This window comes from Bradyrhizobium sp. USDA 4504 (genome assembly GCF_054063995.1).
The window spans coordinates 1,907,127-1,925,892 of sequence record NZ_JBSSGV010000001.1 but is presented as its reverse complement, the minus strand read 5'-3'; the positions used below and the strand labels follow the sequence as shown (position 1 = coordinate 1,925,892).

Annotated in this window: 22 protein-coding genes; 8 read left to right on the top strand and 14 right to left on the bottom strand. The window is 60.3% G+C overall.

Annotated features, from left to right (window positions below; translation table 11 throughout):
* Positions 1-42: 42 nt before the first annotated feature.
* Entirely contained in the window at positions 43-1,473 is a 1,431-nt protein-coding gene (locus ACVMB1_RS08360) for a DUF1254 domain-containing protein (protein ID WP_316398795.1), read from the top strand.
* A gap of 198 nt (positions 1,474-1,671) precedes the next feature.
* The gene (locus tag ACVMB1_RS08355; protein ID WP_076826362.1) at positions 1,672-2,109 is read left to right on the top strand and encodes a DUF2721 domain-containing protein; all 438 of its coding nucleotides are present in this window, start codon (positions 1,672-1,674) and stop codon (positions 2,107-2,109) included.
* A gap of 196 nt (positions 2,110-2,305) precedes the next feature.
* Here the strand turns inward: ACVMB1_RS08355 and ACVMB1_RS08350 are convergent, their stop codons facing one another.
* From ACVMB1_RS08350 to ACVMB1_RS08330, 5 genes are all read right to left on the bottom strand, one after another.
* Positions 2,306-2,962, bottom strand: a complete 657-nt coding sequence (locus tag ACVMB1_RS08350; protein ID WP_194295334.1) for a hypothetical protein — start codon at positions 2,960-2,962, stop codon at positions 2,306-2,308.
* An 88-nt stretch (positions 2,963-3,050) separates the two neighbouring features.
* Positions 3,051-3,797, bottom strand: a complete 747-nt coding sequence (locus tag ACVMB1_RS08345) for an outer membrane protein (RefSeq protein WP_076826360.1) — start codon at positions 3,795-3,797, stop codon at positions 3,051-3,053.
* 129 nt (positions 3,798-3,926) lie between these two features.
* Positions 3,927-4,793 (bottom strand): helix-turn-helix domain-containing protein, encoded by an 867-nt coding sequence (locus ACVMB1_RS08340; RefSeq protein ID WP_310884826.1) that lies wholly within the window; start codon positions 4,791-4,793, stop codon positions 3,927-3,929.
* 211 nt (positions 4,794-5,004) lie between these two features.
* Positions 5,005-5,358, bottom strand: coding sequence for an HdeA/HdeB family chaperone (locus ACVMB1_RS08335; RefSeq protein WP_076826357.1), 354 nt, complete (start codon positions 5,356-5,358; stop codon positions 5,005-5,007).
* A 199-nt stretch (positions 5,359-5,557) separates the two neighbouring features.
* Entirely contained in the window at positions 5,558-6,277 is a 720-nt protein-coding gene (locus tag ACVMB1_RS08330) for an outer membrane protein (protein ID WP_456848468.1), read from the bottom strand.
* Positions 6,278-6,325: 48 nt separating this feature from the next.
* On the opposite strand from ACVMB1_RS08330, the gene ACVMB1_RS08325 reads away from it, so the two are divergent.
* Positions 6,326-6,553 carry a hypothetical protein gene (locus ACVMB1_RS08325; protein WP_141340145.1) on the top strand — a complete coding sequence of 76 codons (228 nt, stop codon included), beginning with the start codon at positions 6,326-6,328 and terminating at the stop codon, positions 6,551-6,553.
* 10 nt (positions 6,554-6,563) lie between these two features.
* Here ACVMB1_RS08325 and ACVMB1_RS08320 read toward each other — a convergent pair whose 3' ends face one another.
* The 4 genes from ACVMB1_RS08320 to ACVMB1_RS08305 all read right to left on the bottom strand — a co-directional run bounded on the left by ACVMB1_RS08320 (position 6,564) and on the right by ACVMB1_RS08305 (position 9,394).
* The gene (locus ACVMB1_RS08320; RefSeq protein WP_456827410.1) at positions 6,564-7,505 is read right to left on the bottom strand and encodes a hypothetical protein; all 942 of its coding nucleotides are present in this window, start codon (positions 7,503-7,505) and stop codon (positions 6,564-6,566) included.
* Positions 7,506-7,733: 228 nt separating this feature from the next.
* Positions 7,734-8,036, bottom strand: a complete 303-nt coding sequence (locus tag ACVMB1_RS08315) for a hypothetical protein (protein WP_063790084.1) — start codon at positions 8,034-8,036, stop codon at positions 7,734-7,736.
* A gap of 59 nt (positions 8,037-8,095) precedes the next feature.
* The gene (locus tag ACVMB1_RS08310) at positions 8,096-8,581 is read right to left on the bottom strand and encodes a helix-turn-helix domain-containing protein (protein ID WP_057017169.1); all 486 of its coding nucleotides are present in this window, start codon (positions 8,579-8,581) and stop codon (positions 8,096-8,098) included.
* Between the two features lie 402 nt (positions 8,582-8,983).
* On the bottom strand, positions 8,984-9,394 hold the full coding sequence (locus tag ACVMB1_RS08305; RefSeq protein ID WP_456827409.1) for a helix-turn-helix domain-containing protein: 411 nt from the start codon (positions 9,392-9,394) through the stop codon (positions 8,984-8,986).
* 235 nt (positions 9,395-9,629) lie between these two features.
* Between ACVMB1_RS08305 and ACVMB1_RS08300 the strand changes: the two genes are divergently transcribed.
* Together ACVMB1_RS08300 and ACVMB1_RS08295 are read left to right on the top strand one after the other, a co-directional pair.
* Positions 9,630-10,445, top strand: coding sequence for an AraC family transcriptional regulator (locus tag ACVMB1_RS08300; protein ID WP_456848466.1), 816 nt, complete (start codon positions 9,630-9,632; stop codon positions 10,443-10,445).
* Positions 10,446-10,447: 2 nt separating this feature from the next.
* Complete coding sequence (locus ACVMB1_RS08295) at positions 10,448-10,612, top strand: helix-turn-helix domain-containing protein (protein ID WP_456848464.1); 165 nt, start codon at positions 10,448-10,450, stop codon at positions 10,610-10,612.
* Positions 10,613-10,719: 107 nt separating this feature from the next.
* Here the strand turns inward: ACVMB1_RS08295 and ACVMB1_RS08290 are convergent, their stop codons facing one another.
* Positions 10,720-11,205, bottom strand: a complete 486-nt coding sequence (locus ACVMB1_RS08290) for a DUF992 domain-containing protein (protein WP_256527889.1) — start codon at positions 11,203-11,205, stop codon at positions 10,720-10,722.
* Positions 11,206-11,631: 426 nt separating this feature from the next.
* Between ACVMB1_RS08290 and ACVMB1_RS08285 the strand changes: the two genes are divergently transcribed.
* On the top strand, positions 11,632-12,015 hold the full coding sequence (locus ACVMB1_RS08285; protein WP_456848462.1) for a hypothetical protein: 384 nt from the start codon (positions 11,632-11,634) through the stop codon (positions 12,013-12,015).
* 1,132 nt (positions 12,016-13,147) lie between these two features.
* Here ACVMB1_RS08285 and ACVMB1_RS08280 read toward each other — a convergent pair.
* The 3 genes from ACVMB1_RS08280 to ACVMB1_RS08270 form a co-directional block, all read right to left on the bottom strand.
* Positions 13,148-13,537: a cupin domain-containing protein gene (locus ACVMB1_RS08280; RefSeq protein ID WP_316398787.1), complete on the bottom strand. Its 390-nt coding sequence runs from the start codon at positions 13,535-13,537 to the stop codon at positions 13,148-13,150.
* Positions 13,538-13,599: 62 nt separating this feature from the next.
* Complete coding sequence (locus ACVMB1_RS08275) at positions 13,600-14,352, bottom strand: SDR family oxidoreductase (RefSeq protein WP_456848460.1); 753 nt, start codon at positions 14,350-14,352, stop codon at positions 13,600-13,602.
* Between the two features lie 207 nt (positions 14,353-14,559).
* The gene (locus ACVMB1_RS08270; protein WP_456848458.1) at positions 14,560-15,138 is read right to left on the bottom strand and encodes a hypothetical protein; all 579 of its coding nucleotides are present in this window, start codon (positions 15,136-15,138) and stop codon (positions 14,560-14,562) included.
* A gap of 845 nt (positions 15,139-15,983) precedes the next feature.
* On the opposite strand from ACVMB1_RS08270, the gene ACVMB1_RS08265 reads away from it, so the two are divergent.
* Positions 15,984-16,478, top strand: coding sequence for a catalase (locus ACVMB1_RS08265; RefSeq protein WP_456848456.1), 495 nt, complete (start codon positions 15,984-15,986; stop codon positions 16,476-16,478).
* Between the two features lie 5 nt (positions 16,479-16,483).
* Here ACVMB1_RS08265 and ACVMB1_RS08260 read toward each other — a convergent pair whose 3' ends face one another.
* Positions 16,484-17,191: a helix-turn-helix domain-containing protein gene (locus ACVMB1_RS08260; RefSeq protein ID WP_456848454.1), complete on the bottom strand. Its 708-nt coding sequence runs from the start codon at positions 17,189-17,191 to the stop codon at positions 16,484-16,486.
* 572 nt (positions 17,192-17,763) lie between these two features.
* On the opposite strand from ACVMB1_RS08260, the gene ACVMB1_RS08255 reads away from it, so the two are divergent.
* Positions 17,764-18,717 (top strand): helix-turn-helix transcriptional regulator, encoded by a 954-nt coding sequence (locus ACVMB1_RS08255; protein WP_456848452.1) that lies wholly within the window; start codon positions 17,764-17,766, stop codon positions 18,715-18,717.
* Positions 18,718-18,766 lie beyond the last annotated feature (49 nt).

The following is an 18,766-nucleotide window of genomic DNA, read 5'->3' as shown; positions in this document are numbered from 1 at the left end:
CCAAAAAGCCGCCTTGAACGAAACCAATCCCAGGAAACAACGATGGACATCACCCGCCGTTTTGCGCTGAAGACCGGACTTGCCGCCGCTTCCACTGCACTGACCCCGTCGATCCTCCGAGCGCACGAAGGCCCAGTATTTGATATCGTTGAAGGGGCGGAAGATTTTTGGCTCGCCACCGACGCCTATGTGTTCGGTTATCCACTTGTCACAATCGAGATGACCCGCCGGGTCTTCACCAACGTCGTCAAAGCGGAGGGCACGCGTGCCCCCATGGGTCAAATCATCAAGCTGCGTCAGTATCCGGATGCCTCGTTTCGCGATGTGACAGCACCGAACGCCGATACGCTCTACACCACTGCATTTTTCGACGTCGGCAAGGAGCCATGGGTGTTGAGCGTTCCCGACATGAAGGACCGGTATTTCCTGCTGCCGATGCTCGACGGATGGACCAATGTGTTCGCCGTGCCCGGAAAACGCACAACCGGCACCGGGGCGCAGACCTATGCAATCACGGGTCCCGGCTGGAGCGGCACGCTTCCGTCCGGCGTCAAGGAATTGAAGGCCCCAACCAACATAGTCTGGTTGCTCGGCCGGATCTACTGCACGGGCACTCCGGAAGACTACGCAGCCGTCCACGCCTTGCAGGACCAGTTCAAGCTGGTGCCGCTGAGTTCCTACGGAAAGGACTACACGCCGCCCTCGGGCAAGGTCGATCCGTCCATCGACATGAAGACGGCCGTGCGCGAACAGGTCAACCGCATGGATGCGGCTGAATACTTCAGCCTGCTCGCCCAGCTGATGAAAGTGAACCCTCCCTCTGCTGCTGACGCGCCCGAACTCGCGCGGTTCGCCAAGATCGGTCTTGTCCCGGGCCAGGACTTCGATGCCAGCAAGCTGGACGCGGATTTCGTCAAGCGCATTCCCCGCGCCGCTTTCGATCGCATCATGCTCCAGCTCAAGGTCAACGACGCCATCAAGAAGGTCAACGGATGGATCTACGACACCAAGACCGGCGTCTACGGGACCGACTATCTCAACCGTGCGCTGGTCACCGCGATCGGGCTCGGCGCGAACCGCAACAGAGACGCGGTTTATCCGCTTTCGCTAAAGGATGCGGACGGTAGCGACTATCACGGCTCGAACAAATACGTCATGCGTTTTCCAAAGGGCCAATTGCCGCCGGTGAGCGGCTTCTGGTCCGTTACCATGTACGATGCCAACTACTTTTTCGTCTCCAACCCGATCAATCGGTACTCGATCAGCCCGCGACAGAACCTCAAGGTCAATCCGGACGGCTCAACGGACCTGTACATCCAGAATCAATCCCCGGGGGCCGACAAGGAGTCGAACTGGTTGCCTGCACCGACCGGCAAGTTCATCCTGATGCTGCGCATGTATTGGCCGAACGAGGACGACCCGTCGATCCTCGACGGCACTTGGTCGATCCCGGCGGCCAAAAAAGCGACGTAAGTTTAAGCGACGGGCAAGGGGACGCTTCGCGGCGCCCCCTTGCCCGTCACGCTACGCAGCGATTATCTTGAGCAAACGATCTCACATCGTTGTAAAAAGCTCCCCGTGACCAACGATGCGCTAAGCTTTCGTTGCGAGCGCTCGCCCTGACTCCAATGTAGGCGGCGGCGCAGGTACCGGTCGCGGAGAAAAGTAGCCATGCTGATCGACACACCGACCGCCGCGCACCTGTCGCAGGTCATTTCGCAAGTAGCGGCGCCCGCATTTCTCCTTGGCGCAGTTGCGGCCTTCGTGTCGCTTTTGATAGGGCGCATGAATCGCGTCGTCGACAGGCTACAGGCATTGCACGCTACGGCCGACGACGACCGTTCCGGAACGCACCCTGATATCCCACACCTCAGGCGTCGCGCTGTGCTTCTGAACAAGGCAATCGTTCTCGCGACGGTCAGCGCAATCGTCACCTCGCTGCTGGTGATCCTGGCGTTCGTGTGTACCTTCTTTCGATTCCAGCATGAGTACGGCGTTGCACTGCTCTTTGTTGTCGCTCTCAGCTTCTTCACGCTCTCGCTTGTAGATCTGGTGCGCGAGGCCCGCCTTTCACTGCATGACCTCAGTCATCACAAGCCCAATCCGTAGCAAGCGGCCGGCTCAGCCGGGCTCTTTCGCGTTGTAGCGCCAAGACTCGAGATCGGCTCGTTTCTGGACGGGCCGGCGCTTCCTCGAGTCGAGAGAATCATCGTCCAGTGCCGGCTGGACGCAAATGGTACACAAGGCGCATCAGCCAGAGGCTGGCCCGGCGCAAGGACGCCAGGCCAAACTCCGCGCGGTCCCGCTAGTAGCACGGGGGATAGGGATAGTATCCGCAAACCGGCGGCCGATAGTAATACGGGTGGTACGCGTAGGCAGCCGCAGCGCCAGCCGCCGCAGCGGCTCCGGCATAATACGCACCTCGATAGGCCGTGCGTCGCGCAACGCCCGCGAATGAAAGCGGCGTAAACGGAAGGCCGATGATGTCGATGAAGACAGAGGCAGGACCGTCGGCGCCCTTGATGTCACCTTCGAGAATATCGACATCGAAGGCAAGGTTATCACCTTCGAGCTTGGGATTCTTCAGTGTGACAACGACATCGCGCACGGTGCTGCCGTCCTTCTGGAATACGGACACTGTGGCGTTGGGCGGATTCTTTGCAAAATTGTCGCTGCCGGTTCCCCAGTCTTCGACGATATGGCTGGTCAGATCGTGACCGGCCGAGCGAACCGGCCGATCCGCAAATATGATCGCATTTGGCGCGACGCCGGTGAGGACCAGCTTGCCGGGCTGCACGTTCGCGCCCCTGGAGTTGAAGACGATCAGTGATGGAACGACTTGGGGTTTGTTGGCCCCGATCGTCTTCAGCGGCGCATGGGACGCCGTGTCTTGCGCCAAGACCATGTTTGTTGCCGCCAAAGCACCGAGAAAAGCAATCGCACGCATCGTATTCGACAGCATGATCAACTCCGGAATAGTGGATTACCTGGACCCAGGCATGATGAAACAAGAATGGAGGCCGGCCGAATTGGACGACCTCCTTTCTTCACTAGTAACCGAACTTATAGTTGAGGCGGAGCGCCAGCAGACTCGCGTCCGTCTTGGTGTTGGCGGTGATCGACGTGATGCGCCCGAGTGACGGCGTCAGGAACGTGTTGCTCTCGTTTACCCGCCACAGATAGTCGTACTCGATGCCGGCCGTCCAATTCGGAGAGAAGCCATACTCGAAGCCGACACCCACGACGCCACCCCAGCGGGTCCGGTTCGCGAAGGCGAGGCCCGTGCCGCTCACATTGTCGATGATGGCAAAGTCCTGGCTGCCAACCGCGCCGCCGCCCTTGACGTAGAACAAGGCCTCGTTGGCCGCGTAGCCCAGTTGAGCCGTGAAGAGGCCCAGGCCGGCGAGGGTCGACTTGTAAGTACGTGTCGGGTCCTGCGCACTGATGCGCGTGTTGCGGATGTTGGCCCAGTCGCCCTGCGCTTCCAGACCGTACACCAATTGTCCGGCCTGCCAACGATAGCCAAGCTGGCCACCGATGATGCCGCCGCCCTTGCTATTGCAGCCTTCCGCGAAGACGCCGCCAATTCCATTGATTGCGGTGATATCGATGCACTGGTTGCTCCAGCCATATCCACCGTTGATACCGAGATAGAAGCCGGACCAGTTGTACATCATGGGCGCGGCGATCGGCGCCGCCTTGTACGCCGGCCGCTGCGGAAGATCGGCGGCCTTTGCAATACCCGTGAACGCAACGGACATCACCGCCGCTGCGGTAAGTAAACTGATTTTCTTCATCGCCTGCAAGCCTCATTGAACGTGGAAAACACATGAGCCACTTGCCATCGACCTTGTCTCAGTCGGTATGCAGAAACTGTCACCGCCGACCAATTCTTAGCGGTGTTGCACCAAAACCCCACTTCGAGGTCACGGCACGTTGCCAGACCTCAATGCGCGAGACCGGCGATATGTCTCGGATGGCAACTCGCCGAACAGCGACCGGTAGTGGCCGGCAAATCTGCCGAACTCGGTGACGCCGTGTGCCGACAGGATATCGACGACTCCGACCGATGCACCGTTGTCGCGACTGATCTCGTGATAAACCAGGTTTAGCTGCCGAAGCCTCAGATAGAGCTTTGGCGAGAAGCCGAGATAGCGCTCGAAAGCACGCAGCAAGGTGCGGTATTCCACCTTGGTCGCTTTCACGATGTCCTTGATATGGACGATGCTTTCCGACCTGGTCCCAACGAACTCAAGCGCCTCCAGAACGATTCGCTCGTACGAGAGGGTGTACTTGTTGGGCAGGAAGCTTTGGCTCAGGCGATTATCCCGGATGCAAGCCAGCTGATCCATCAGGGCGTCCTCTGCCTCCCGCGCCATCATAGGCCGGTCAGCGAAGGCAGAATCGGAGAAGGAACGCAGAGCCTGCCTCGACACCTCGATCAGCTTCGATTTGATCGGCTCTGGCAACCGGACGAGATGCTTGGCGGTCTTCGGCGAAGCCTGAGTTGTGGCCGCAGGGAGCATGTTCCTCGCGATGCTCTCCTCATTGGGCAGCGACCACGCCACCCATTCGACATGACCGGAACGGACAAAGGTGAAGTGACAGTTCGGAGGGAAAATGACCAGGTCAGAGGCCTGGCATGGCACACCATCGAGCACGACGCGATCGTCGAAGTTGGAGGACTGGACGATCAACGTCGTAAAATTCGGGTCGGTGACGCCATGCGCAATCCCGGGGCCGCCGTCGGTGCCAAACTGAAGGATCGTGCGATTCAATGCGAGAGACTTCACGCCCCAATCGTGAGAGGACGGAGCGGATTTCAGAAATGTCACCCTCGCGCCTCTAACGGCGTCGGTGTATTGCCCGAAATCATTCAATTCAAAATATCCCGCCCGTCTGAGCGGCAATTCAAGAGAAAAATAGAACAGGCGATGCCGCTCTTAGTAACACTGCGCACAGCGGATCGGTCGGCAACGTGCGACCGATCCGCCCTCTGACAATCTACTTCATCTGGATTCCCATCATCTCCCGCTCCGCCTTGAACACGACGGCAATAGCGTCGATGATGAGCTTTTCGGGATGTGCCTTGCAGTAGACGATGACTTCGTGCTCCACGAGCTTGCCCTTGCGCAGGTCGAGGAAATGCTTCTTGGCAAGGCCGTTGTACCAGCCGCTGTACCAGGCCGTCAGCGCATCGGCGTCCTCCTGGTAGGTCCCGGCGAGTTGCGCGCAGGTCAGCTTCTGAACATCGATGAATCCATTCGCGTCGACATAGGCCGACAGCGGGGTCTGGGCCCTGGCAGACACCATTGTGGCAACCAGCAGAGCTACGGAAAGCAGCAGTCTCGAACGCATTGGGGATCCCATTGTGATGAATCGGATGTAGAAAGATCTCAGACGACTTTCAGAGGCCGGGCGCCTTCGCGCGCGACTGGCATCCGAGCTGAAAAGCATCGGCTCGGATGCACGATCAGGATCAAGACAGTCCTATCGGACGTTCGAGGCGGCGCATCGTCCGTCGAACGGGACCGAATATGTGATCGATGTCCCTTGTTCAGAACCGGTAGTTGATGCCGCCACGCACGACATTCAATTCATCCGTGCTGACTCCGGTGCCGACGACTTTCGTGTAGAGATACTCGGCCTTCACGGACCAGTTCGGTGTAAAGCCGTATTCCACGCCGAAACCCGCGGAGATGCCCGGACGCCAGGACGAGGCTGGGCAATCCGGCAAGACGCCAACCGTGCCGCAGGGCACGCCGGCGATGGTTGATGCGCTGGCGGTCGACTTGACGAAGGCTCCGCCGCCGGTGGCGTAGATCAGGACGTTGTTCATGGCGATACCGACCCGGGCCCTCACCGTCGCCAGCGCGCTGATGTTTGACGAGGTGTTCAGCGTGACGCCCTGTCCGATGCCGAGAATGCTCGGCGTTACGACGGAGGACCCGCTGATGTTGGCCCAGTCGATGTCACCTTCCAGGCCGAGCACGACGTATCCCTGCTGAATCTGCCCACCAAACGTGCCGCCGATCATGCCGCCACTGATGTCAAAACCGGCTCGATCGAACCTGTTGGCGAACAGCACCATCGGGTCCTGGTTGCCCCAGCCGTACCCGCCGTTGCCGCCGACATAGAATCCCGTCCAGTTGTAGACGGCGGCAACCGGAGCCTGCGCCTTGTAGGCGGGCGCCGTCGGCAAATCCGCCGCGGCCGCATAACCACCCATCATCAGCGAGGCCGCGATCGCAACCCCAAACTTTCCAATCTTATTCATTGCCGCACCTGATTGATTGAAGAAATCGTGTAGCGGTGATCGCATCGAATGCGCGCAACCCACTATGCAGAATCTGACGCGCGCGTTCTGTTTTCCCGACTGTGGCCAAGTTGCCGCAGCGAAAGCATCGGCGCGCAGTCGGTGTTGAGCGCCAATGGTCTCTCGGTGTCAGGCGAGCAGGCTGACGAATATGCAAATTCTGACAATCCGGTGGTGTCGAGCGATGACCGGGCGCTCCTGGCCTGGTTCAACCTTGCCGAAACTCCGTCATGCTGACCCGGAAGCCCTAGTTGCGTGCGAAATAGAGCGGCGTCCTGAGCGTGATCTGGTAAGCAGGCTTTGGTACCCACATGATCTGCGCGGTCACGCCAAACAGTCGGTTGTCATTGTCGTCCATCCGGTCAAGGTCCAGTCGCACGATCGGCTGGGTAAAGGAGGAGACCGACGCGCGGCCCAAGAGCTCGGCGCCGCCGAAAACCTGCACGCCCGCGCGGCTCGTAAGCTTCCAATTGTTCGGCCATTGGTAGTAACCGCCGACATAGCCCATGATATCGGAATGGATGGTCGCGAGTTGACTGCCGATGACAACCCGTGTGTCCTGCACACCCGCGAGCAACCCACGAGTCTCGTCCTGGTCGAACGCATAGTCGAACTCGAAAACATTTGTAAAACTCGTGGTAGCAAACGGTCCATTCGGAATCGCCTGGGTAATGGTCGATTGCCAACTCAGGGTCGGAATCGAGCCGCCGTTCTGATTGTAGAGATCGGCCTGAAATCCAAGATTCCAGCTCGTAATCGCCACGGACGACCAGCCGGTCATCGGAGTGCTGGTCGAGCTGGCTGATACGCCGGCATAGAGCGAGACATTATCGTTCACGTCGATCGTCATGGGAAGATCGACCACGACGCTCTGGGCGCCCGGCATCGCCGCACCGCCCGCAATCGCAGCCAGGCTGCCGGCGTTCGAGATGGCAGCGGATTGCAACGCCGCGAGCAAGGACGAATTGCCGAAGCCGACCGCCAGCGCACCGGCGGGCACCCTCGCGTAGGTGGTTCTCATGTCCAGGTAGACGTTCGGCGCGCTCGACACCCCGTTCGCAGAATCATCGTCTTCATCTCCAGCACGGGCAATTCCGCTGGAGAGGCAAATCAAGACGGCCAGCACCAATCCCGGGAAACCAACGCAATTGCGCGCGTTCAGCGCTCCAACCCTCCCCGCAACCTGCAAAACACTCTCCTCGAACGGGGTCCTTATCGGCGATGTCTGACAGCAGTGATGCGGCCAAGCTGATCGATCGAGGGAGCGACAGGCACTATCTCGGTCATCGCCCACTATGCGCCATCCGGTGAACCCGGCACATTCCGGGAAAAGATCGTTGAAACGATATCGGCAATTCGTCGGAACGGTCTATGCAAATTCTGCCAATGCACGGGCGCACCGTATCGCGGCAGGCTCCTACGGCAGATCCGGCTCCTTGGTGTCCTCGAATAAGGCCGGTTCGCCCAACGGCGGTTCGGACGTTTCCGCAAGCCAATGGTGAATGACCGCCGAAGGTATCGCCCGTCGCGGTGTGCAGGGGTTGATGGTGCCCGCGGTCACGATGTATCCTTGCTCGAACTTCTGGCGGGCAAACCTCTGGGCGTCGAGTTCTGTCGGAAAGCTCTCACTCTGTCTCGGCTGTCGTTGCGTGGATGTCTTGCGCATCCTTTTCGGCACCTCGAACGAAACATACCAGGCCTTCGTCAGGTCAATCGACACGGCGCCCTTCCGGTTGGTTTTCCCTGCGGGTTCGCCTCGTCTCGGCTAGCCCGCTGTAGCTATACGCTTTCGACATCACGATCTTGAGTCGCGTCCATCACGCCCGCGCTGAAAGCCCTCGACAAAGGATTCTGGTAATCGATCCTGGCGTTGCGCAGTCCAGCTCTGCCACCGTGCGACATATCGCTGTCCCGGCCCGCCGCTCGAAGCGTCTGCGAAGGGCTCTCGCCGAACAGCTTGCGATACTCAACCGAAAACCGTCCAAGCTCGAAAAAGCCGAAGCAGATCGCAATTTCCGTCACCTTTGCTGTCTCGCCGTCCACCGCGAGAAGTGCCTGCCTCGCCTGATTCAGTCGGAGCACACGAATTCGACGGCACGGCGACTGGCCGTAAACGCTCCTGAACGCTTTTCGTAGAGTACGCTGGCTCACTGAGAGCCGGTGGCATATCGCGGGGATGCGAGGCATTTCTTCAACGTTCCCCGCAGCGATGGCCTCGGCCCGCGCGACAAGAACGCGATATCGATCGCTGGCACCGCCAATCATTGGTCGGTGCCTTTCGATTGCATCCAAAAAGCCGATGAAGTGAGGAAGCTACCCCGAATATGGGCACGCAACTCGTTTGCATGGCCCCCTGACTGACCGCTTCGCGCGGATGTGCAGATCAGATCGGCAATGGCAATAGGAGCGGCGCAGTACATAATAATTGACCTCAACGTCTGGCTTTACATCTGCATCTCGCGTCTTTCAGCGCGAAGCGTCTTGCCATTTCGCGCCAATCATTGATGCATGGTCTTCCGGGTCGCCTTACCTCCGAAAAAACACAGCTCGAATACTGGTAATATGCTAGCGCGACGCTCGTTCGCGGGGCGATGCGGGGCCGCTACCTGCGTCGCGGCCTTGCGTTTTCGCGCCTTCCGCGTCCACTCAGTGCAAGCCGCCCATGCGCTAACTTTTGCTGGCGCGGGCCTTGCCATTCCCTTTGGCGGCCTGCTGCTGCCGATATGCAATCGGCGGCATTTTCATCAAACGCGCAAAGCTTCGGCTGAAACTGCTCGCTCCGGTGTAGCCAAGACGTAAGGCGATGTCCGAAATGCGCTCGTTGGACTCCGCAAGGAGGCGGCAGGCCGTATCGAGGCGGACTTCGGTGACCAACTCGCTGTAACTTGTCCCCATACCAGCGAGGTGTCGCTGCAATGAGCGCACGCTCACGCCCAGTTGGCGCGCAGTGCACTGCACAGATGCGTCATCCTGACGCAGCAACACCGAAATCGCCGCGCGGACAGAGTGTCGGGATGGCGAACAGACGGGTTTCATGTGCACGTCATGAAAGATTGCAAGCGTGATCTCCTTACTCAAACCGCTGCTTACGATCTTCTTATAATGTGATCGAATTGGTAGGCCCGTCTGGCCATGAGCCGCCTAAATTGCAATTCTGGAATTAAGATCAATTGCACACGTCCCAGCCTCGCATGCACCGCTGCGACGCGACACCCAATGCACCCGGCGAGCAAATTTCGAGATCGCTCCTCATAGTGCCGCGACGACAAAGTACGACCGTTAAAATGAACGCCGCAGGCAGGAGACGAGCAACATGAGCGGAATTCCCCTAACCCGCTGCCAATTCGTGATTCCGTTTGCAGACATTCATAACGAGCTGGGAGCTCCCACTGCGACGCTCCTGTCGAAATTTAGTCTCCCGACAGCGCTGCAAGAAAAAGCCGATCATTATGTTCCGATATTGCCTGCCATATTGTTTGCACAAGCCGCGCAGAGATCGCAGGGCATCACGGATATTGGCTTTCCCGCTTCGCGGCGGCTGCAGTTCTGCCACCGGAGCGATAAGCTGCGAACCATCATCAGCTACTCTCCGACGCTGTACGTCGCCCTGCAGCAAGTGTGCAAATGGGCATCGCTCGAAGACACGAACCTGTACATGTGGCTGGAGCGCCGCGATGATCGTGTAAGAATTTTCAGCAAGCTGGGCGGGACTGCCGGCATGCTCCATCTTGAACACTCACAATGGCTGCAGAACCTCTTTGTCGTCCACATCGTTCGACAGTTAGCCGGATCGGAATGGACTCCCTCAACGATGGCCTTCGAGGCAAATTATGCGCCAGGCTCGGAGGCTCAGGCATTCTGGCCGAATACGCGCTTTCTGTCTTGCCAGGAAGCCTCCTGGATTGATGTGCCCGTGGCGCATCTCGACCTACCCAGCCTGACACGCGATACGGCGCTGAATTTCTCCGAGGACGAGCCCCAGCCGTTCGACGACGAGCTTGTCCGTGCACTGATGTTGCCTTCTTACCTGGATGAGGGAATCCCGGCGGTCGCGAAAATCGCCGAGATGGCCGGCGCAAGCGTCAGGAGTTTTCAACGCAAACTCTCGAACGCTGGCCTGACATATTAAGCTTGCTCGAATTGATCCGTTCTGAGAATACCGCCAAGCTGCTATGTGAGACGGACGCCAAGATCATCGAAATCGCGTTTTCTTCCGGCTATGCCGATCCGACGCATTTTCCGCGTGCATTTCGCCGTATTTCCGGCGCTGCGCCACGCGAATTTCGGGAGAAATGAAGACCGCCGTAGGCGCAGGCGCAAGCTCGCTATGAAAAGTGCCTCACGCGTGCTCGTCAATGTCGAGCAATTCGGGTCTGCACGAGCGGCGGTCGGACGGCGGCGCGTCAATAGATCGGACGCAGTTGGAGCCCGGAAAGGCCGAGGGTCACATTGACGGCTACCGAGCCCTCTACCGAAACGGGCTGCAACGCAAATGACCGCCCCGAGCCACCGACAAGAACGTTGACGCCGGCGCCTAAACCGAGGCCGATGTCGCCTGACGCCCCGACATATTCGCCGGCGAGGGCACCGGGCGGAGGGCCTGCCGTCGGGGCAAGGACCGCCCAGGCGAGTGCGCCGCCGGCTGAAACGCCGATATCGATTCCGACGGTATTGAGGGCGCCTTCATAGAGTTGAGTCGGCAATGGCGGGTTCTGTGTAAAGCGACATGACATCGATTGATGGCCAAATATGACAAACCCGACGCTAGGGTCGAGCTTGCAAGCCAGCATGCCGATCTGGGTCCACGATGCCTGTTGGGCGCCTGCGGAGGACACAGAGCCGGACCATGCGCAGAGAACGCAGAGGACGGCCAGAATTGGTGCACGCATTCGCTTCCCGATCATCTCGCAAAGACTAGTTAATCGCGGGCCGGCGCTTGGTCCTGACCGCGTTCTGTTTTCGTAGAGGAGCATGTGAGAGCCGACGAGGCTATGCAAAATCGGACAGCCGAACCCGTCGTCAGGCCTTTCTGTCGCGTTGATCCGACGCGGTTTGCGACATCAGAAGCTTGGACCTCAGTTACTTTTTGAAGACGGCGTTACTTGCGAAACCGCGCGAAAGCTATCTGCAAGAACATCCCAACACCTGACGCATGTCGGGCCGTCAGCTCAATGCGCGCCGGGCCATGCTGAAAACGTCGTAACTGGACCGCCCTCCATTTCTGCCGATTTTGCACAGGCGGCCAGTTTTGCGCTGTCTAGGGTCCGCACCGACCAACCTGCCGGACGCTTCCGGCCGATCGTAAGGAGAACGAGATGCGTAACAAGAAGGCCTGCAGATTTGCATGGCATTGCTGGCGGCGACATTGGTGCTCGACACCGGGACCGCGTGCTACGCACGGAGACCTGAAGACGATCGGCACGCCTTCTGCTGCACAAGCCCAAATTGCGCCATCGCTCATCGTTCTCAATTCGCGGGGCGCAACGTTGCAGGGCGATAGCCTTGTCCTCACAGGGATCACGCCGAACTCGATCATATTCGCTGACCGACCTGTGCGCGCCGCGGGCCATCAGCTCACGGCTGATATCATTGCGGACTGGGGCGCGGGCAAGGACAGCTTTGCCAGCGATCCTCCGCACGCGACCGTTTCGCTTTCAACAGCAAGGACGGCTCCGTCAAGGACGCTGTCGTCGTCCTGAAGAATCCGAAGCTGGACGGGGACAAGCTGATCTTCACCGTTCAGACACTCGAGCGCGATCTCACCGGCGCGGACGGCGCAGCCTCGATCTTCATCGATATCATCGGCCGCCCTTTACACCGCTTTCCTTTGCGGGCGTCACGCGGCGCACGGCATACCGGGGCGCAATGTATGCCGGTGCTGCTGCTATCGGAGCTGCCGCCGTCGGAGCCGCCTACGCCCGGCCCTATTGCGGCTATCATCCCTATCCTCCTTGTTACTGAACAGGTCTCGCGCCGGGCGGCGCCTAGCGGCCGCCCGTGCAAGGACCAGCGATCACTCTGCGTGTCAGCAGCCGCCCCTTTTGGCCTTCACATTGGCACAGTTCGCGGAACCGCGTCGTTGACGCGTCCCTCTTAGCTAGTGTCCCGAATCCAAAGTTCGCATCATTTGCCGCACCTTCGGAGCGAACTTCGGATTCGATAAGGACACTAGCAAACCTATGATTCTATGTGCTTTATGAGTGCGAAGTTCGTGAAAGCAGTTGCCGCGAATACCCTGCAGCACAACCGACGACTGATAGGGTTTTGTATGAAAGCTTATCAGTGAAAGATCGCCCATTAGTCAGGAAAGCCAAATTACCTTTCAAATGCCCGTCACTCTTTTCTAGCTTTCAATCAATCACCGCCGAAACAATCGCGTCCGATAGCTCTTTACGGAAGCTACCGAAGCGGTGTCAAGCGAGAGCCCTAACGGGCTCAAGGAGCGTTGCTCTCCGAAGGTAAAGGTCACACGTTCGAATCGTGTCGGGTGCGCCAACTATCCTTATCGTCCAAAATGATGCGCGGGTTCTATCTCGATCTACAGCGGGCACGGGATTGTCTGAGTAAGCAACCTGATCAAAATCGCCGCTGCTAGGCGACGCCGATCGGGCCGAACTGCGAGTCGTCTGGTGCACGCCCTGATCGGAGTATGGACAGGCTGTCTGTTCTCCCGTCACAAGCCAACTTCAGCCGACTAGGCCAAGTCCCCTCCACGTCTAGGTCTAGGCATCTGAGCAGGCGACGCCAGTGTTCCGTAAGGGCAACAAGCTGACCATGCGGGGCAGCAAACAACGGGCGCAGCGCCAGTGGCGTACTTGGGTTGCATCTAGATCACTTTGCGGGCACGAGCGCCGGGGCGCCCTTGTCCTTGATCAGGAGCACCAGGAATTTCGCCGGCTGAGTGGCGCTCGCGTTCCGGTCGACGACATGAACGTCGGCAGGGCCTTCATAGAAGGACTGTCCCGGCGTCAGTGTCACCTCTTGTCCGCCCTTCAGCTGCATCACGACGGAGCCTTCCAGCACGTAAACAAACGCATGTGCATTGTGCCGATGGATGGCGCTCGAGCCGCCGGGTGCATGCTCGACCGAGATCATCAGAGCTTCGCGGCCGGGACTCTCCGCAAGGTCCTTGGACATCAGTGGCGTGACCTTCGGCTGCTGAGCCACCGCCGTGCCGGCCGTGAGGCACAGAAGAATCAATGCCGCGAGTTTGATCGTCATGGTCGCCTCCTTAGTTCGCCCGGGATCCGCCCCTGAGAGACCGGGCGTACCTCCCGTGGAGATCAGGCCGCTGCCTTTGAGCGGCGGATCCATTCGTCCAAACCGATGCGGCCGAGGCGCGCCTCGCCGAGCGGCACGAGCGAGTGCTCGCTGACCCGGCCGCCCCAGTATCGGGCCTCGGGATCGCTCACGACCTCGCGCGGATCGCCAACCGCCTTGAGATAGCGGGCGATGATTTCGTTGAACGGGGCGCGTTCCGGCCCTGCGATCTCGACGAAGCCGCCACGCGGCGGCGCAAGTGCCACATCGGCAACGATGGCGGCAACGTCGTCCGACGCGATCGGCTGGAACAGGATGGGCGGGAGCCTGACTTTGTTGCCGTCCACGCTTGAATCGGCGATGCCGCCGAGGAACTCCATGAACTGCGTTGCGCGGACGATGGTGTACGGGATGCTGGAGGTCTCGATCAGTTTCTCCTGGGCGACCTTGGCGCGGAAATAGCCGTTGTCGGTCCGGTCGGTCGCGACGATCGACAGGGCGACATGGTGCCGGACGTTCGCTGCGGCCTCGGCCGCGAGAAGGTTGCGGCCGGAGGTCTCGAAGAATTCCAGCACCGCCTTGTCTTCGAATGAGGGCGAGTTGGCGAGGTCGATCACCACCTGCGTGCCCGCCATGGCCTCCTTGAGTCCTTCGCCGGTGATGGTGTTGATACCGCTTCGGGGCGAGGCGGCCACGACCTCGTGCCCGCCTTGGCGCAGATTGGCGACGGTCTTCGAACCGATCAGGCCGATACCGCCGATCACAACGATCTTCATGGTGATCCTCCGTTGTCGTTAGACGTGCTCAGGTTCTAGCTTCAAGGGATCATGAGCGCATCGCTCTACGGTCGTTCGAGCGATGTTGGGGCGGGCGAGAAGCGAGATAAACTCACCCGGCCGCATTCAACGATACCATACGCGAGGCTTTGCCGGCGGTCCGTGATCGGTCAACAGGGTTGATCGATCTGCAGCCGCCCGAACGACTCATTTGCGCGTTGAGAGGGAGCGTGTGCCCCAGGCTGCCGGGTTCAGGTCTTGTTGGGGACGCATGTCGGCGGCGGCCGACGCCGGGCGGTAGCGCCGGATCGCGCCGATGATCACGACCACGAAGGATACCAGCACGATGCCTTGGACGATGGCGAACGGCGGCTCGGCCGGCGGCACGCTTGGGGCCAGCGCATGCAATGCCGGCACTTTCAGGAAGGACTGAATCACCAGCACGAAGACGTTGAGATACAGCGAGAGGAGCGCAGTGAGCACGTAGATCCAGCGCCAAGATCCGGCGAGCCTCCGGCCGTAAAGCCCAAAACAGGCGATCCCCAGCAGAACCAGCGAGAGGATGGAAATCATGTGGGACGGCAACAACTTATCGATCAGCAGCGGGGGAATCAGAAGCCCCGAAGCGCTGGTCAGGATGGTGGATGCAAGGAAAACGGCGGTGAGGTTCGGCATCCGCTTCGAGCCGAGCATCCCGAAGATCACGACCAGGCCCGCCCCGATTGCAACCAGGCTGATGATCACGTGGACTATCGTGAACGTCGCCAAGCTCATACCCAGCATCATGATGCGCCTCCGAATTCGATCCAAGCCATTGTCGCCTCCATCTGTTTCGTAGCCCCACCGTTTAACGGATCGAGCGTACGCGTGCCCCAGAGGGATTGAGGCGGTTGTAGAGATATTGCTGCTTAGTGGACGCCCTCGACAATTTCCGGGAGTTATGCAGTACGCGAGGGTCCGCAGCGGACGCTGCAAGTGACCGGGTGCGATCGAATCCGGGCAGCCAGGCCGGGGCCGCTAACCGGTGCAGCCGATAGGCGGACGCGCAAGAAAGGCAGCAATCGCTCTACAGCCAGGGCAATCGCTCTGGCGCGGCGGCACCATCGGTCCGCTAAATCATCTCCGTGCCCATATTGACGCACGGATGAAAGATGATCCGAAAAGCATCATCGTACCCCGCAAGCCGCGCCACAGACGCGGTAACGGCCGGCCCGGGTAGCACTACCCGCCCGCGTGAGCGGCCCGAACCTAGCTTCAGGTCGAAACTGCCGTGACCAAGCGTTCAGCAAAACGACCGACAGGTTTTACGGAGGGCCGATGCGTCCGCGGGACGTATATTCCCTCGGATCGGGCGGCGGAGATCACCAGATCGCTGAGCTTAACCGGCCCATCGCGCGTGCTGGCGCAATTCTCCGCGGACGATGGCTTTCCCGGCACGGCGGCTGCCGAGAGCGGAGTGCTGCGGCACTTTGCTTTCAGGCTCGGAGACGTTGACGGGTGTTCCGACATTCTCACGCAGAGCGCCCCGATACACGATGCGAGAATGCCCGAACATATGCTGCCTTTCGTAAACACGCGCATCTCCAATGGCGGGCCGGGCGCGAAGAGCAACGCTTTAACCTCCGCCAATCGTGAAAAGCCGCGTCAAGCGAACTTTCCCACCGCCGGGGGCCAGCGAGGGAGCTTTGCCCGCACCACCTTCTCACGCGTTTCCTGCGACGAATGTCAGAGGCGAAACACGGTTCATCAAATTCAAGGTCGAGCCGGTCGGCGGGGAGGTCATGCTGTCCGAGGACGAAGCTAGGACAAAGTCCGCCGACGTCTGGAACGATGACCTCGAGCTGCGGATCGCGGCACGCGATGTCCGCTTTAGCGTGATGGCGGTGCTCGATTGTCCCGGCGACCCGATCATGGACGTCACAATCCGCTGGCCGGACGAGGACAAGCGCGAAGCGGTGCGGCTGGGCACGATCGTCATCACCGGTTTGGAGACGAATGAGGTGTGGAACGGGCTGGCCTTCGATCCGGCAAATCTTGCCGAAGGCATCGGGCATCCGCCGGACGAGGTATTTGCGGCCCGCTGCGCCGCCTACGCCGCATCACGGACCCGGGGGGCGCTGACCTGACTTTCTCATGCTTCTGCTTCCGTCGAACCCAGTTTTTCGCGGCGCCACGTGCCGGGACTCACACCGACGGCGGACGAAAACACCCGCGTGAAATGACTTCGATTGGCGAAGCCGGCGGATATCGCGATTTCCGATAGCGGCAACTCGCGAATGGCCATCAACTGCTTGGCCACCTTGACGCGCTGCCGAAGCAGCCACCGGTGTGGCGGCAGACCGGTGGAGACACGGAACGCGCGGGAGAAATAGCTGACCGAGAGGTCGAACTCGGCCGCGATCTGCTGCAGCGAAACCGTTCCTGCGAGATTGGCTTCGAGCCTTTCGCAAGCTCGCCGGACCTGCCACGGAGCAAGGGCGCCGCGTGCGGGCTTGCTGACATGCAGGCCACCATAGGCCTCGGCGACGTGCGCCGTGAGCGCAAGCATCATGTGATCGACGAAAAGCTGGTTCGCTTCGGATGGCCGGCGCAATGCCTGCATGAGCGAAGCCCCGATATTGCGAACGATTTCGTCGCGGAAGCCGGTGCCGAACTGGCAGTCGAGTTGGCCCACGCGCCGCGCGCCGGCCTCTTGCGCGAGCGCCAGCGCCGGCAGGTAGAAGTGAAGGGAGTGGAACGGCCTTTCGATCACGAAGCGCGGATTGTACTTCAGGTCGTAAAGGTACGTCGTGCCCGCCTTCACGTCGGGCCCGCCTTCACGTCGGGCCTGACCACGCACTTGCCCCGCTCCCAATATTCGCAGTTGGGATAGTCGCGAAGTTTCAAGCTGACGATGTACGCGTCTTCGAGGGGAATTTCGCCGCAGAGACCGTGAACGGGATTGTCGTCCCGAGTTTCGGTGACGGCGACGTTGACACCTCGGATGGACCGAGTGGTCAGCGATGACGGTGCCTCTCGAAGGCGAAGAAATTCGCTGTACTTCTGACCGTGGAAGCCGCTCTGCGCCAGGGCCGGTCCTGCTGACCGTGCCGGGCGGCGGATGTCGTCATCCCCGCACGGTGCGTGGACTATCGGACGCCAGAAAGCGGTCGTCCAGCTTTCGTCGAAGCTTCACTGCCCTCTCCGACACGCAAGAACGTCAGTGGTGCTGACCATCTCATGTGCGGCGCCTCGTGCACGGACCATGGCCCGGTGCGGCAACGGAATGCGATTTCGGGCGCCTGCCAGCACATCGGCGGTTCAGCATTGGACAATCCGGGGCGAATTTGGGCAAGACGCCGCATCGGACTGCGGCTAGAACGGATAGCTCGAAAGCTCGATCCGGGTGCGCCTCAACGACGAGGACGGTCCATGAGCAGTCCACGCTTGAAAGATACTTCGCACAATCAGCGGGACGCGACTCCGGCACCGCCGCGCGATTTTCCGATCGGCGAGCAGCGCCCGCACGCCGACGAGGAAATGACGCGCGTGCTGAAGATGGCGCCGCTGCAGATGGCATCGGATCCGTCCAGCGGCGTGATCACCTTCTGGAGGCATGATCCCCTGCACGACGTGGTCAAGCCGATGGTCGATCATGTGATCATGGCTTTTCCCGCCGAGCCGGTTCGATTCGAACGCCGCGACGGAAAAGCGTTTTTGAACGGAATGACGCGTCCCGGGACCGTAACGGTCATTCCGGCGGGTTCATCCTCGCGCTGGGATATCTACCAGCCCTTGAGCGTCGTCCACCTCTACCTTCCGCAGACAACGCTAGAACGCGTTGCCCACGAAGCCGGAACGGCCGCTCCCGGCGACCTTGTGGAACGAACGGCGCATCCCGACCCCATTACAGCCCGATTGCTGCTGAGCGCGGCGGACGCCCTGGAAGGCTGCGCCGCGCTGGATTCGTTGTTCAGGCACCAACTGAGCGATCTTCTGGCCACGCGATTGCTCGCCGCGCACGCCGGCTCGCCGGCAACGTTCCAGCCGGTCATCGGCGGGCTGTCGCCCAAGGTACTCAGTCGCGCCATCGAACGTCTGCGTTCGGATAGCGATGCGGACGTCTCGCTTGCGGCGCTTGCTGCCGACGCCGGCTTGTCGCGCTTCCACTTCTGCCGCGCCTTCAAAGAAAGCACCGGGCTCTCGCCGCATGCCTGGCTGCGGCAGCGCCGGCTCGAGCAAGCCATGAACATGCTGCGCGATACCGACGTGTCGGTCGTCTCGGTCGCAGCCGCGCTCGGTTATTCCACCCAGACCGCCTTCGCCGCAGCGTTCAGGAAACTGACCGGCGAAACCCCCAGCGATTGGCGGAGACGCATATCGTGATGGTTTCGGCGACCGTGGTTTAACGTTTCAAGTACAGCGTCGAAAGGAG

Coding starts and splice junctions, on each gene's coding strand:
- ACVMB1_RS08360 (WP_316398795.1), top strand. CDS start 43: ATGGACATCACCCGCCGTTTTGCGCTGAAGACCGGACTTGCCGCCGCT.
- ACVMB1_RS08355 (WP_076826362.1), top strand. CDS start 1,672: ATGCTGATCGACACACCGACCGCCGCGCACCTGTCGCAGGTCATTTCG.
- ACVMB1_RS08350 (WP_194295334.1), bottom strand. CDS start 2,962: ATGCTGTCGAATACGATGCGTGCGATTGCTTTTCTCGGTGCTTTGGCG.
- ACVMB1_RS08345 (WP_076826360.1), bottom strand. CDS start 3,797: ATGAAGAAAATCAGTTTACTTACCGCAGCGGCGGTGATGTCCGTTGCG.
- ACVMB1_RS08335 (WP_076826357.1), bottom strand. CDS start 5,358: ATGCGTTCGAGACTGCTGCTTTCCGTAGCTCTGCTGGTTGCCACAATG.
- ACVMB1_RS08330 (WP_456848468.1), bottom strand. CDS start 6,277: ATGAATAAGATTGGAAAGTTTGGGGTTGCGATCGCGGCCTCGCTGATG.
- ACVMB1_RS08325 (WP_141340145.1), top strand. CDS start 6,326: ATGCGCGCAACCCACTATGCAGAATCTGACGCGCGCGTTCTGTTTTCC.
- ACVMB1_RS08310 (WP_057017169.1), bottom strand. CDS start 8,581: ATGATTGGCGGTGCCAGCGATCGATATCGCGTTCTTGTCGCGCGGGCC.
- ACVMB1_RS08300 (WP_456848466.1), top strand. CDS start 9,630: ATGAGCGGAATTCCCCTAACCCGCTGCCAATTCGTGATTCCGTTTGCA.
- ACVMB1_RS08290 (WP_256527889.1), bottom strand. CDS start 11,205: ATGCGTGCACCAATTCTGGCCGTCCTCTGCGTTCTCTGCGCATGGTCC.
- ACVMB1_RS08285 (WP_456848462.1), top strand. CDS start 11,632: ATGCGTAACAAGAAGGCCTGCAGATTTGCATGGCATTGCTGGCGGCGA.
- ACVMB1_RS08280 (WP_316398787.1), bottom strand. CDS start 13,537: ATGACGATCAAACTCGCGGCATTGATTCTTCTGTGCCTCACGGCCGGC.
- ACVMB1_RS08275 (WP_456848460.1), bottom strand. CDS start 14,352: ATGAAGATCGTTGTGATCGGCGGTATCGGCCTGATCGGTTCGAAGACC.
- ACVMB1_RS08270 (WP_456848458.1), bottom strand. CDS start 15,138: ATGATGCTGGGTATGAGCTTGGCGACGTTCACGATAGTCCACGTGATC.
- ACVMB1_RS08255 (WP_456848452.1), top strand. CDS start 17,764: ATGAGCAGTCCACGCTTGAAAGATACTTCGCACAATCAGCGGGACGCG.